General features: G+C 70.3%; 11 protein-coding genes. 7 read left to right on the top strand and 4 right to left on the bottom strand.

All coding sequences use genetic code 11. The features are described 5' to 3' along the window. Positions 1–598: SPFH domain-containing protein (locus GFH49_RS20900; protein ID WP_196218069.1), on the top strand; the 598-nt coding region annotated here is incomplete at its 5' end. Between the two features lie 2137 nt (positions 599–2735). Continuing rightward, positions 2736–4367, top strand: a complete 1632-nt coding sequence (locus tag GFH49_RS20895) for a glycoside hydrolase family 43 protein (RefSeq protein WP_155057621.1) — start codon at positions 2736–2738, stop codon at positions 4365–4367. Positions 4368–4371: 4 nt separating this feature from the next. Here the strand turns inward: GFH49_RS20895 and GFH49_RS20890 are convergent, their stop codons facing one another. The 3 genes from GFH49_RS20890 to GFH49_RS20880 form a co-directional block, all read right to left on the bottom strand. Further along, positions 4372–5088, bottom strand: coding sequence for a DUF6766 family protein (locus GFH49_RS20890; protein ID WP_155057620.1), 717 nt, complete (start codon positions 5086–5088; stop codon positions 4372–4374). A gap of 83 nt (positions 5089–5171) precedes the next feature. Further along, on the bottom strand, positions 5172–5591 hold the full coding sequence (locus GFH49_RS20885; protein WP_155057619.1) for a hypothetical protein: 420 nt from the start codon (positions 5589–5591) through the stop codon (positions 5172–5174). 522 nt (positions 5592–6113) lie between these two features. Beyond that, positions 6114–6854 (bottom strand): anti-sigma factor antagonist, encoded by a 741-nt coding sequence (locus GFH49_RS20880; protein ID WP_155057618.1) that lies wholly within the window; start codon positions 6852–6854, stop codon positions 6114–6116. A gap of 154 nt (positions 6855–7008) precedes the next feature. Between GFH49_RS20880 and GFH49_RS20875 the strand changes: the two genes are divergently transcribed. Both GFH49_RS20875 and GFH49_RS20870 read left to right on the top strand, forming a co-directional pair. Beyond that, positions 7009–7356, top strand: coding sequence for a helix-turn-helix transcriptional regulator (locus GFH49_RS20875; protein ID WP_155057617.1), 348 nt, complete (start codon positions 7009–7011; stop codon positions 7354–7356). Positions 7357–7534: 178 nt separating this feature from the next. Beyond that, entirely contained in the window at positions 7535–7708 is a 174-nt protein-coding gene (locus GFH49_RS20870; RefSeq protein WP_155057616.1) for a hypothetical protein, read from the top strand. Between the two features lie 325 nt (positions 7709–8033). Here the strand turns inward: GFH49_RS20870 and GFH49_RS20865 are convergent, their stop codons facing one another. Further along, a complete protein-coding gene (locus GFH49_RS20865; RefSeq protein ID WP_155057615.1) occupies positions 8034–8759 on the bottom strand; it encodes an alpha/beta fold hydrolase in 726 nt (241 codons plus the stop codon). A 210-nt stretch (positions 8760–8969) separates the two neighbouring features. Between GFH49_RS20865 and GFH49_RS20860 the strand changes: the two genes are divergently transcribed. From GFH49_RS20860 to GFH49_RS20850, 3 genes are all read left to right on the top strand, one after another. Continuing rightward, on the top strand, positions 8970–9776 hold the full coding sequence (locus tag GFH49_RS20860; protein WP_155057614.1) for a PaaX family transcriptional regulator: 807 nt from the start codon (positions 8970–8972) through the stop codon (positions 9774–9776). A 289-nt stretch (positions 9777–10065) separates the two neighbouring features. Next, positions 10066–11667, top strand: coding sequence for an FAD-dependent monooxygenase (locus GFH49_RS20855; protein ID WP_155057613.1), 1602 nt, complete (start codon positions 10066–10068; stop codon positions 11665–11667). Continuing rightward, the coding region (locus tag GFH49_RS20850) for an acetate--CoA ligase family protein (RefSeq protein WP_155057612.1) at positions 11664–13865 on the top strand (2202 nt) is incomplete at its 3' end. The genes GFH49_RS20855 and GFH49_RS20850, both read left to right, overlap by 4 nt.

Below are 13865 nucleotides of genomic sequence, written 5' to 3'. Positions count from 1 at the left end.
CAAGGAAGCGATGGAGAAGCAGATGCGGGCCGAGCGTGACAAGCGCGCGGCCATCCTGCACGCAGAAGGGGAGCGGCAAGCCAAGATCCTTACAGCGGAAGGCACGAGGCAGAAGGACATCCTGGAGGCGCAGGGCACGCAGCAGGCCATGATCTTGCGGGCGGACGGTGAGGCAAAGGCGGTGGAGCTCGTCTTCCAGGCCGTCCATCGCAACAATGCCGACCCGAAGGTCCTGGCCTACAAATACCTGGAGACGCTCCCGCACTTGGCGGGCAGCGACAACAACACGTTCTGGGTGATCCCGGGGGAGCTGACCGAGGCGGTTCGGACCGTCACCCGTGCGTTCGGTGACCAGTCGGCGGCGGGTCCTCCCAGAACCGCGCGATCCGAGGAAGCGGGAACGGCCCTCGCTGACGACACGTCGGGCGAAGGCCGTACTCCGGAACTCGGCGCAGGCTGGACGGCTTCGCTCGACGCCGCCGCGGCCGCTGACGAGGCCGAGAAGCAGGCCGCCGCCGCGGTGAGCGACGCCAAAGCAGAGGCCGAGGCTGCGAAGTCACCCCAGCCGCTGCGCCGGGGGCAGACGTCCGGCGGTTGAGCACCGGTCGAGCCCAACCGGTCGAGCCCAACCGGTCGAGCCCAACCGGTCGAGCCCAACCGGTCGAGCCCACTGTCGACTCGGGGGTTTCAGGAGGTTCGAGCCCGCGAGCCGCCCCAGTCCTGACGCAGCGCCATCTTCAGCGTGCCGAGCAGGCGCTGCTGGTGGAGGGAAGCCTCCGGTGTCGTAGATGCTGCCGTCAGCCGCCGCCACGCCCGTCGGTCAGCACCCACACTCCAGTCCCGTTCTCACCGGGACTGTAGCCGCAACTGAGGTCGGTCCTCGCACCCTTCGCCGCGAGGCATTCCGCCTCAGTGTCGTAGTAACCGTAATTCTGGGCATGAGCTGGAGCCGCTATCGCGACGGCCACTCCAATGGCCGCCGCGAAACTCGCTGCGACCAGCGAGGCCTTCTTGAGCAACACGTACATACACCGCCTTTTCTAGTTGTGTCGTCGGCAGAAACGGCAGATCAGCATGCCGTTTCTGCCGATATTGCAGCCGATCAATCCGGCAAAGAGTTGTCAACTGGTGTTAACTTCTTCTTCGCCGACGAGCCCGAACGAGCCCGAACGGGCCCGAACGCCAGCCCGAACGAGGTCGAAGCACCGACGACCGCGGCAAGGCCCACCGAACCCACCGAACTCGCTGCGACAAGGGAAAATGTGCCGCAGTCAGCCGCCGTCGACTTCGTCGTCAAACTACCATCGCGGAGTTTGTGGGAAATACGCAGATGCGTTCAAAACGGAACTGGCCGACCCGGCATTCTTGAATTTTCACGCCTCTGCCACAAGTTACTCGGTGGTCAATTCAGTCCCGTCGCGGAGCACGAATTCGTGCCGGCCCGATGCGCGACCGGCATTCGCAGTTGTCGCCCAGGACGGAGACCGCCCGGCCGGGCGGCTCGGCCGGAGTGACGGGGCGTCTGTTGCCTGCGCATCGGGGCTCAGAAGATCCGCCGGCGGGCGGTCCGCTCTGACGTCGCTCGGACGGCTTCGCGTTGTGATCGACGGCTTCGGGTTGTACAGGCCGTGGAACTTATGCGAAGCCTCAAGAACTGTGGGTCATCTGCGCGATCACCGGTGATTGTCCGAGATCGGTTTCGGGCCACGGCGATCAGAGGCAATCGCCCTGTCGCCGCGCGCACATGTTCGTTCCTCAGCAGGGATTCTGCATGCCCCCGCGCCCCGTTGTGCCCCGATACCGGGCGCGGCACGTGCGGCCCGCCGCGCCGTCGTCGCGGGTCTGGTGGCCGCGTTCTGTGCCGCCGGGCCGACACCTGGCGCCTTCGCGGCCGACGTCCCGCAGGCCGCTCCCACCTCCGACGACCCCCTCAAGGCCGACGGCTCGAAGGCGGTGAAGCTCGGCACGGGAGCGTCGAGGAAGGTCTCCGCGCACGTCACGCCCGCGGCGGCCCCCGGCAAGGGCCGTCGGCCCATCGGCGAGATACGCACGGCACGGTTGCCGGGTCGGGCTCGGTCGGACGTCCGGTCGGGGAACGCCGTCGCGCGTGTACGGAGCTCGCGCGTGTACGGAGATCGCGCGTGCACAGAGCTCGCGCCTGCACAGAGCTCGGACGAAGCCCGCTTCACGCGGCACGCCGAGGGCCGCGGCTTCCTCGGAACGGCCGACGCTCGCCCTTGGCCCAGCGCCGGATTCGGGGCCGTACCACTGGAGCGCGCCTGGCCGGTGCCGGCGGTGACGTACTCGAAGTCCCGCTCGCGGCAGTCGGAGCGTGAAGAAGGGACCGGCGAAGACCCCGCTCTCGGCCCGGCGATCACCACGGCGACCGCGTCAGCCATCCGCGGCGCGGTCGGCGGGCGGGGCTCGCCGCACGCATCCGGCGCAGGCAGCTCCTGCTGCCTTCGAGCCGGCTCTCACCGACGCCACAGCGAAACCTTTCGAGCTTCAGGGCGAATGATGCGAGAGGGATTGACTCCCCTTCAAGGACTCGTATGCTCCGAGGACGTTCACAGAATCAATCAGCGTTCGGAATACGGAACGACGTCACATTCGGAGCGCATGGCGATCGCGCTACCGCGGGCCCGGCTGAGCCTTCGTATTGGTACTGGTTACCGGCCCACCGCTCGAACCACAGCTACCGCACGGCAGGCCCACCCGGAAGGGCAGCTACGTAGATGGCATGGACACAGCAACCATTCAGTCGCCGTAAGGCTCTCACCGCGACCGGTGGAATGGCCGCCGGCGCCCTGTCACCCCTCGGTGCGACGAGCCGGGCCCGAGCAGTCTCGACGGACTCGGCAGCAGCCCAGTACACGAACCCGGTGATCTGGCAGGACTTCGCGGACGTCGACATCATCCGGGTCGGCAACACGTACTACTGCTCCGCGTCGACGATGCACTACTCGCCGGGCGCTCCCGTTCTCCGCTCGTACGACCTGGTCAACTGGGAGATCGCCGGCCATTCCGTGCCCGTCCTCGACTTCGGGTCCAAGTACGACCTCAGCGGCGCCCGCGGCTACGTCCGCGGCGTCTGGGCGTCGTCGCTGGCCTACCGTCCCGGTAACAGCACCTTCTACTGGCTCGGTCAGATCGACTTCGCCCGGACCTACGTCTACACGGCCACGTCCGTCGAGGGGCCGTGGAGCAGACATGCCTCGCTCCCCAACGTCTACTACGACGCGGGGCTGCTGGTGGATGACGACGACACCCTGTACGTCGCGTACGGCAACGGCGCCATTCACGTGGCCCAGCTCTCCGCCGACGGACGCAGCCAGGTGCGGACACAGCAGGTGTTCAGCACGCCGTCGAGCATCGGCACGCTGGAGGGTGCCCGCTTCTACAAGATCAACGGGAGCTACTACATCTTTCTGACCCGCCCTGCCAACGGCCAGTACATCCTGAGGTCGACCAGCGGCCCGTTCGGCCCCTACACGCTGCGGCAGGTTCTGCTCGACCTGCCCGGACCGATCCAGGGCGGCGGTGTCCCGCACCAGGGCGGACTCGTGCGGACGCAGGGCGGGGCCTGGTACTACATGGCCTTCGTCGACGCGTATCCCGGCGGACGGATGCCCGCCCTGGCGCCCGTCACCTGGACCTCGGACGGCTGGCCCGTCCTCCAGCTCGTGAACGGCGCCTGGGGCACGTCGTATCCGAGCCCCGTCGTGCCGACACCACCCCGACAGGTCACCCCGCTGACCGGCGTCGACACCTTCGACGGTACGACCCTGAAGCCGAAATGGGAGTGGAACCACAACCCGGACAACAGCAGGTGGTCCGCGGGGGGCGGGCTGACCCTGCGCACCGCGACCGTCACCAACGACCTCTACTGGGCCCGCAACACCCTCACCCACCGCATCCAGGGCCCTGCGTCCACGGCGACGATCCAGCTCGACCACTCGGCGATGCGCGACGGCGACCGGGCCGGGCTGGCGTTGCTGCGGGACTCCTCCGCATGGATCGGGCTCCAGCGCGACGGGGGTACCACACGTGTGGTGATGGTCGACGGGCTGACCATGGACGGCAGTTGGAACACCACCGGAACGGGGACCGTGCGGGCGAGCACGAGCGCACCGAGCGGCGGTCGCCTCTGGCTGCGGGTGAACGCCGACATCCGTCCCGGCGCGTCCCGTCCCGGCGTCTTCTCCTACAGCACCGACGGTGTCACCTTCACGCGCCTCGGTCCCGCGTTCTCCATGGGCAACGACTGGCGGTTCTTCATGGGCCACCGGTTCGCCCTCTTCAACCACGCGACCCAGGCGCTCGGCGGCTCCGTCCACGTGACGCGGTTCGAGCTGTCCGCTCCCTGACAGCTCAGCCTTCCACTCCGGTGGCGCCGTGGGCCGCTCCGACCGGTTTCGACTCCGGGGAGCCGCGTTGTCGCAGGTAGATCGAGAGTACGGCCATCGAGGCGACGGCGAGCAGTTCGGACTGCCAGTTCTGCAGGGTGCGGTTCCAGAAGTCCGCCGCGCCCAGGTAGCCGGCCCAGCTCAGCGGGGCTTGCAACTGCCGTAGCCGCTGTTCGTTGTAGGCGGCGACCCCGGTGATCGACTGGACCAGCCAGGACAGCAGGAAGATCGTCCCCATGACGAGAAGCAGCGAGTTCGAGTACACCGCCTGTCGCCATCCGCCGACCCCGGCCCACTTGGGCGAGTTCTCCTTGGCATGCCTCCCGACCAGTTGGTCCTCGTCGGACTCGGTGCCGGCCTTGTGCAGCATCTTGGACTCCGGGGAGCCGCGTTGCAGCAGCCAGACGGTCACGCCGACGTAGAGGAAGAACTGCAAGTACTCCGACTGCCAGTTCTCGGACACATCGACGGCGAAGTCGGACGTGGTGACGTATTCGCCGAGCGAGACCTGTTGGAGCTGGTCGGTGGCCATCTGGTTGTTGAAGTCGGCGTGGCCCGCGATCGCCTGCCCGACCAGCGCCAGCAGGAACGCGACAGTGAAGAACAGCCCGAGCCCGTTGTCCCGCGCAAAGTCTCGCAAAAAGCCCCGCCCGCCTCCGCGCCCGCCTCCCCGCCTGCTCATCGGCGCATCAGCCCCAGGGCCGCCAGGCAGACGAGACCGACCGCGATGATCCCGACGACGACGGTGAACATGGTCCTCACACTTCACCCGCCCTTGATCCGGCACTCGTACGGCTCCTGCGGCCGCTGTTCGCAGTCGGCGGCCACGACCTTCCAACCGGAGGCGAAGTGGGAGAGGAACAGGGTGTCGGCGGACAGCACCGCCCGCGCCTGGTTGCCGTACACGTCCGTCCGCCGCACGGCCCCGCCCGGCGTCGGCGACTCCTCACGCAGAGCTTGCGCACACGGGCTGCCACCCGAGTGTTCCAGCTCCTCCACGGTGCCCGGCGCGAGCAGGGCGCAGACCCTGTCATATGCCTGCGCGTCCAGCGCCGCCTGGAAGGCGGCCGCGGTGTCGCGTACGTCGTCTCGCCGTTCCGTCACCGTGCCGCACCCGCCGATGCCGACGACGCTCAGGCCACTCAGCAGGACGCATACCGCAACCCAGCACGAACGCCCGGCCATCGGCCCACCTTCCACCGAGTACACCGCAGTACGCCGCACTACACCGCAGCACACCGCACTACACCGCAGCACACCGCACTACACCGCAGCACACCGCACTACACCGCAGTACACCGCAAGAACCGCCCGGCAGGCCGCTACCACGCAGCGGCTCTACCTCACCCGGCCGATCGCAGGGATGAGGCGGCCCGACAGGGATGAGAGGACACCGTCATCCTTGATCATGGTGTAGGTCCAGCGCGCAGAGAGTTCCGTACGGCGTCGAGACGGAGGTCGCGCAGGTCGCGCAGGAGGAGCTCCTTGGTCGTCCGCGATCTCCAAATCGGCCGTGCACGCCGACCTTGCGCGTCTTCACGACGCACGTCAATGCGTCAACGCGTCAACGCGCTGCTGGCCGGCCCGTCGCGCCGCGCCTGCTGGTCCACGCCGAGGCCGTCGGCCCTTGGGGGAGGTGCCCGATCGGAACTCGCCCCGCCCGCCTGGTCACTTCGGCGCGAGGAACACATGATGCGCTGCCCGCCGTCAGAGGGGGTGCCCGCCGTGTTCTCGCAGGGCTTGCGCCAGGTGACCGGCGAGCGGCTCGGGCAGGTTGTGGCCGTGCACGGCGTTCAGGAGTGTTTCGGCGAGCAGGTGGAGTTTGGTGTTGCTGTTCTGCGAGGTGCTCACCAGGACCTGCCATGCCTGCTCGGCGCTGATGGTGTAGGAGGCCATGAGGATGCCGCGGGCGATGTCGATGACCGGGCGGGTCTGCATGGCGCGTCGCAGTTGATCGTTCTCCGTCTTGATGCCGTCGGCGGTCGGATCCGCGCCATGCGCCGGGCCGAGCGGTGAGCTGTCGTCTCCCGGGTCGGGGGCCCGCGCCGTGTCCGTCGCGGTGAGCACGTCGCCGGTGCCGGTCAGCGCCAGGGGGCGCTGTACGGCCGGGCTGGAGACACGGATGGTGAGGGTCTTGGCGGCCTCGCGGGCACGTCGGCGGACGTGCAGGAGGACGTTGAGTCCGGAGCAGTCGCAGAACCCGATCCCGGTGAGATCGACTTCCACGCCGTCCGCCGACTGGTCCAGCGCGTCCTGCAGCATGTGCCCCAGCGCGGGACTGCTGTCGAAGTCGATCTCACCGGACGCCGTCACCTCAGTGGGTCGGCCGTCCGCGCCGACATGGACGGTCAACGACAACGGGGGAACGTACGAGACGGGACGCCGTTCGGCGCCGCAGTCGGCGCAGAACTCCTGGTCGCCTCGCAGGGCGGTTACCTGATCGGACATGCTGGCTCCCCGAGCATTTGTCCTTCCAAGCCTCTTCCCATGCCTCTTCCCATGCCTCTTCCAGCATCCCCACCCTCCGGCTTCCACGTCAAGAGATACATGAAACGAAAGTCGTGCTTTTGAAAGCGTGAAACAGCCGCCCTACTCTGTGGGTATGGAAGGAGTTCCGGAGCCCTACCGGGGCTGGACGTTTCTGACCAACCACGCGCGGGTGCTGGCCGCCGTCGCCGAGGACGACACCGCCCGCATCCGTGACATCGCAGCGCGCTGTCAGCTCACCGAACGGGCGGTCCAGCGGATCATCGTCGACCTCGAAGAGGGCGGCTACCTCACCCACGTCCGCCAGGGCCGTTCCAACCTCTACCGGATCTCTCCCGGCACCGTCCTGCGTCATCCCGCCGACGGTGAGGCGACCGTCGCGGGTCTGCTGGCCCTGCTGGCCCGTCATGACCGCGTCGGCGCCGCCGCTTCCGCCGACGCGAGTCCGGACGGCCGGCCGTGAGTGGGCATGAGCCGTGAGTGGGCATGAGCGTGGTGCAGTTGTGAGTGAGTGCCCACCAGTCGGATTAGCGTTCCGTAGTGACCCTGTCCCAGACTGTCACGCGCACGCCCGGCGCCCAGGCGACGTCGGGCACCCTCCTCGGTCCTATAGCCGTGCAGAGACGCTCCGTATACCTGTAGTGCCTGACGGGGACATCGAGGTCTTCGAGGAGGCGTACCAGGGCCTGCCGGTCCTGCGAGATCTCCTTCCGCAGGTCCTCCGGGGCGTCACCGAACGGCGACTTCCGGTGCTCCTGGGCCGTGTGGCGGGCGAGTTCCGCGCCCGCCGCACGGCCCGGCCAGGTGGTCGTTGAAATAGATGACCAGCCGTTTCTGCTGTGTCGGACCGTCCCGGCCGGTCCGTGCCGTCGTGTTCATGGTTCCCCTCCGGGTGCCGGAGTCCTGTCGTGGCCCCGAGTGCGCCCACCGGGCCGGTCAACCGCTCCGGCCGGAAACACCCGGCGCTGACCACGTGTCCGGACCCGTCCGCCGGCGGTGTACCAGCCCACCCCCATCGGCACGGCCAGGCCCGCTTCCACGAGGTCGTCGCCGCCGCCGTACGCACTACGCGACCGGCCCCGCGCCGCCCCCGCCGCGCAGGACGCGGTCGGGGCGGTCGGTGTTCGTTCCTCCGTCGTCTTACGCCTTGAGCAGCGCCGCCGTCAGGTCGTCGGGGCGGGTGAACTGGGCCTCATGGGTGCCGGTGTACTCGATGACGGGCGTGTCCGGGCCGAGGCGCCGTGGGAAGCGGGGCGTCCAGCCGTACTCGCCGGGCGGCAGGGCCAGATCCTCGGTGCCGACGACGTAGGAGGCGGGGACGCCGAGCGCGGCCGGGCTGATCGGGGCGACCGTCTCGGTGAAGTAGCGCAGGGGCTGGGGGACCAGCAGGCTGTGGACCAGGCGCTGCGCGCCGTCGTCGCCGTCCTGCATGAAGGCCGCCGTGAAGACCTCGTACGGGAAGAGAATGCTGTCGTTGCCGGACGCGGCGGCGAGTTGCTGGAACATCTCGGCGTAGTGCGGCGGGACTTCGTCCATCAGGGACCGGCCCTCGGCGGGGACGAACGCGCTCCAGTAGACGAGCTTGCGCAGGCGCGGCGCGAGGCGTGGGGCCGCCGCGGTGAGCGGGTAGCCGCCCCAGCTGTGCCCGACGAGGGTGACGTCCCGCAGGTCGTGCCGTTCGACGAGGTCGACGACGAAGTCGCCGACGTCGGCCAGGCCGTACGCGCGCGGGTCGTCCCCGTCGGCGAGGCCGGGCAGGTCCGGGGCCAGGACGCGATGGCCGGCGGTGCGCAGCCGCTCGGCCACCCGCCGCCAGGTCCAGCCGCTGTGACAGGCGCCGGATATGAGGACAAAGGTCTCTGCCATGGCGTCTCCTTCGACGTGAGGAGTGACGTGAGGAGTGATGTGAGTGACGTGAGGAGTGATGTGAGTGATGTGAGTGATGTGAGTGATGTGAGGAGCGACGTACCGTCTCGGAGACGGCCGTCGTACGGTTGAAATATCCGTCGTCCGTGAGACGATCGTCAAGTAGTTGACACGCGTAGGGGCGGGGTCCGAAAGGGCCAGGAGGTGCTTGTGAAGCCGCGGTCATTGGTCTTCGACCTGTTCGGCGACTATCTGCGCTACCGGGGCGGCGAGGTCCGGCTGCGCGGTCTGGTCGCTCTCATGGACTGCTTCGGCATCCCCGAGAGCACGGTGCGGGTGGTCGCCGCCCGGATGCGCAAGGAGGGCTGGCTGGACAGCCGCAAGGAGGGGAGGGAGACCGTCTACGCCCTCACCGACGCCTCTTGGCGGCTGCTCGACGAGGGCCGGGAGCGGATCTTCCGGCGTGCGCCCGGTCCGTGGGACGGCCAGTGGCACATGGTCATCTACTCGGTGCCCGAGGCCGACCGGGCGCTGCGCGAGCAGCTGCGCAAGAAGCTGTCCTGGCTGGGCTTCGGCCTGCTGTCGGCGTCCGTGTGGATCAGTCCGCACGACCGGGTCGCCGAGGTCAGGGAGAGCTTCGCCGACCAGCCCGCGGCGCGGATCGACGCGCTGCACGCACGCTCCGAGGGGGCGGTGGCCGACCGGGACATGGCGGCCCGCTCCTGGGACCTGGCCGCCCTGAACAAGGAGTACGGCGAACTGCTCGACCGCTACCGGCCGCGCCTCGCCGGCTACCGCGCGGGCGAACTGCGCGGCCGGGACGCGCTGATCGAGCGCATGCGCCTGATCCACGACTACCGCATGTTCCCCTTCCGGGACCCCGACCTGCCGCCCGAGCTGCTGCCCGAGGGCTGGGTCGGCCGCCAGGCCCACGAGCTGTTCCTGGAGGCCCATGGCCTGCTGCGGGCGGAGGCGGAGGGGTACGTCGACGAGGTGATCGGCGGCAGCGGGGGCTGACTGAGGGCGCCGGGGCGCAGGGGCGGGGCGCCGGGGCACCAGGGCGTCCGAACGGCTCGGGCGCCCGAGAGGTGAGTTTCAATATCTAGACGACCGTTATTTCTATGTCGTACGTTGGATTGAGTTGATCCCGAAGGTCCGAAGGCTGGAAGGCCCGAAGGAGTGAGTCCGTCGTGAGCGAACTGGTGACCCGGGCCGAGGGCATCGGCGAGTGCCGCAACCCCCTGGTGAGCGACACCTTGGTGAGCGACACCCTGGTGAGCGGCGAGCACCCGGTGAGGAACTGACCATGCGCATCGCTGTCGCAGGCGGAGGCCCGGGAGGGCTGTTCTTCGCCGCCCTGGTCCGGCAGGCCGACCCGTCCGTCGAAGTCACGGTCTTCGAACGCAACCGCGCCGACGACGCGTTCGGCTTCGGCGTGGTGTTCTCCGACCGCACGCTCGCCGGCATCCACGACGCCGACCCGGTGCTCCGTGAGGCGCTGGGCGCACACGGCCGGCACTGGGAGGACATCGAGGTTCGGCTCAAGGGCGAGCGCCTGCGCTGCGGGGGCAACGGCATGGCCGCGATCGTCCGCCGTACGCTGCTGGCCCTGCTCCAGGAGCGGGCGCGGGAACTCGGCGCGGACCTGCGGTTCGAGACCGAGACGGACCTCGCCGGCCTGGACGACTACGACCTCGTGGTCGCCGCCGACGGCACGTCGTCACGCATCCGCGGAGCCCTGGCGGACCGTCTGGAGCCGTCCTTCGACACGGCGACGGCCAAGTTCATCTGGTTCGGCACGGACTACATGTTCGACGGGCTCACCTTCGTCCACGAGCGCGGTCCGCACGGCGTGTTCGCGGTGCACGGCTACCCGATCAGCGCGGACGTGAGCACGTTCATCGTGGAGACGGACGAGCCGACCTGGCGGGCGGCGGGCCTCGACGCCTTCGACGTCACCAGGCCGCCGGGCCCGAGCGACCTGGCCACCAAGGCGTACCTGGAGGAACTGTTCGCCGGGCAGATCGACGGACACCGGCTCCTGGTCAACAACTCCCGCTGGGGCAACTTCCGCACCCGCCGCACCCGCCACTGGTACGTCACCGACCCCCGCCCGGTCGTCCTGCTCGGCGACTCGGCCCACACCGCGCACTTCTCCGTCGGCTCCGGCACCAAGATGGCCATGGAGGACGCGATCGCCCTCTCCGCCGCCCTCACCAAGCACGCCGACGACCTCCCGGCCGCTCTCGCCGCGTACGAGGCCGCCGCCCGGCCGTCGGTCGAGGCGATCCAGAACGCGGCACGGCCGAGCCTCGGCTGGTGGGAGCACTTCGGCGAGTACCACGACGCCTTCGAGCCCTGGCAGTTCGCCTACCACTTCCTCTCCCGCAGCATCACCGACGGCCGACTGGCCCGCCGGGCACCGGAGTTCGTGCGCGCCGCCCACGACCAGTGGGAGACGCGCCATGGCGCCGAACCGCTGGACACCCCGCTCGACCTCGGTGCGTGGCGGCTGCCCGGCCGGATCATGCTGGTCGCCCCCGACGGCGGTACGGCGATCGGCGGCACCGGAGACCCGCTGCCGCTGCGCGAGTCGGCGCCGGGCACCGCCGCCGAGCCCTGGGGTGCCCGGGTCACGGCCCCGGACGACGAGTCCGGCCTCGCGGCAGCGTATGAGCGTCTCGCCGGACTGGCAGCCGGGGAGCCGCTGTTGATCGCCGTACACGGCGGTACGCCGTACACCCGAGCCCTCCTCACCGAACGGACCCGGCTGCGCCACGGCCTGCCCGCCCTGCTGATCGACGACACCCTCGACCTCGACCGCGCCCTCACGGCCGTGCTGTCCGGGCGTACCGACCTGGTCGGCGCGGGCGCCGCCACGGTCGCCGAGTGGGAGGTGTCGTCATGACGCTTCAGGCGCTGTTCTCCCCACGCGGTATCGCCGTCGTCGGGGCCTCCACCGACCCGGGGAAGCTGGGGGCCGCCCTCGCGCGGTCGGTGGCCGCCTTCCCCGGGTGGGTGGGGCTGGTCAACGCCCGCCGCCCGGACCCCTCGACCGGGGTGTACGGCTCGGTCGCCGAGGCCGCCGAACACGGCCTCGTCGACCTGGCGCTGGTCTGCGTACCCGCCGCGGGCTGCGCGGACGCCGTCGCCGAGGCCGCCAAGGCCGGGGCGCGGGCCGCCGTGGTCTACGGGGGCGGTTTCGCCGAGGCCGGACCGGACGGCGAGCGGCACCAGCGGGAGTTGGCCGAGGTCGCCCTGCGCACCGGCATCCGGCTGCTGGGCCCGAACACCTCCGGCTTCCTCACACCGGACCTCACGGCCAGCTTCGTGCCGGGCGCGGCCGACGTGCCCTCCGGCCGGATCGCCGTCGTGGCCGCCAGCGGAGGCGTGAACCACGCTCTGGCGTTCCTGCTCGGCGAGGCCGGACACGGGGTGAGCCTCGCGGTCGGCCTGGGCAACAGCGCGGACGTCACGACAGCCGACGTCCTCGACCACCTGGCCGACGACCCGCGCACCACCGCCGTGGCCCTGCACATCGAGTCGGTCGCCGACGGCCGCCGCCTCACCGACGCGGTCGCCCGGCTCACCGCCACCCGCCCGGTCGTCGCCCTCGTCGTCGGCCGCCACGACGTCGGCGCCTTCGCCGCCTCCCACACCGGCGCCCTCGCCACCTCCTGGCGCACCACCCGCGCCGCCCTCGCCCAGGCCGGCGCCGTCCTGGTGGACGACGAACGGGAACTGGTCGACGCGGTGGGCGCGTTGTCGCTCCTGCGGCTGCCCGCCGCCATCGACCCCGGCGTGGGCGTGGTGACCGCGCAGGCCGGTCCTGGCCTGCTGCTCCTGGACGACCTGCGCGGCCGTCGAGCCGCCGTACCGGAGCTGGCCGAGGACACCCGGCGTGCTCTGGCCGCCGTACTGCCCCCGCTGACGTACCAGGCCAACCCGGTCGACACGGGCCGTCCCGGCCCCGGCTTCGCTGCCGTGCTGACGGCGGTGGCCGCCGACCCGGCCGTGGACCTGATCGCCGGGTACGCGCTGCACGAGCCCGGTGCGTTCGACCTGGTCGAGGCCGTGGATGCGGCCCGGGGGAGCGTGCCGACGGTGCTCGGAGTCGGTGGGGCGGGCGATGACGTACGACGTGTGCGCCGCGCCCTTCTGGAGCGGGGCGTACCGGTGACCGGCGACCCGCGGGGGCTTGCCGCGATGACCGGCGCGCTGCTGGCCGACGCACGCGGTCGCAGCCGTACGACAGCGATCTCCGCGGCCGCGCCGCCCGTGGACGCGAGCCCCAGCCCGGACATCGGTCCCGGTCCCTGGGACGGGGGCCAGGTGACCGGTCCCTGGGACGGGGGCCAGGCGTCCGGTCCCTGGGACCAGGCGTCCGGTCCCTGGGATGAGGACCAGGCCAAGACGCTCCTCGCCGCGCTCGGCGTTCCGACCTTGCCCCGCCGTGCCTGTGCCGACCGCGCTGAGGCACACCGGGCGCTGGCCGAACTGCCTGGCCCGGTGGCGGTCAAGTTGCTGGACGCGGCCGTGCCGCACAAGACGGACGTCGGCGGGGTGCGGCTCGGCGTGCGGACTCCGGAGGAACTGGACGCGGCGCTCGACGTGATCGAGGCGGCGGGAGCGAACCGCTTCTTGATCGAGTCGATGGCCTCGTCCGGCGTGGATCTCGTGGTCGGCGCCCGCCGGGACCCGGTGTTCGGACCCGTCGTCCTGGTCGGCTTCGGCGGCACCACCGCCGAAGCCCTGCCGGACGTGAGCATCCGGCTCGCCCCGCTCGGCGTGGGGGAGGCCGCGACCATGCCCGCCGAACTGGCCGGACACGCCCTGCTCGACGGCTGGCGCGGCGGGCCCGTACTGGACCGGGCCGCGCTCGGCGTGGTGGTGGCGGCCCTGGGCGGCCTGCTGGCCGCGCACCCCGCCCTCACCGAGATCGAGATCAACCCGCTGCGGATCACCGCTCAGGGCCTGGTGGCGCTGGATGCCGTGTGTATCGCGGCCGAGATCGCTGAGACGGTCGAGATCACTGAGACGGCTGAGACGGCCGAGACGGCCGCTGAGACGGCTGAGATGGCCGAGATGGCCGAGACGACCGAGATC

This window comes from Streptomyces blattellae, from assembly GCF_009709555.1.
Taxonomy (GTDB): domain Bacteria; phylum Actinomycetota; class Actinomycetes; order Streptomycetales; family Streptomycetaceae; genus Streptomyces; species Streptomyces blattellae.
This window is presented reverse-complemented; position numbering and strand designations above follow the sequence as displayed.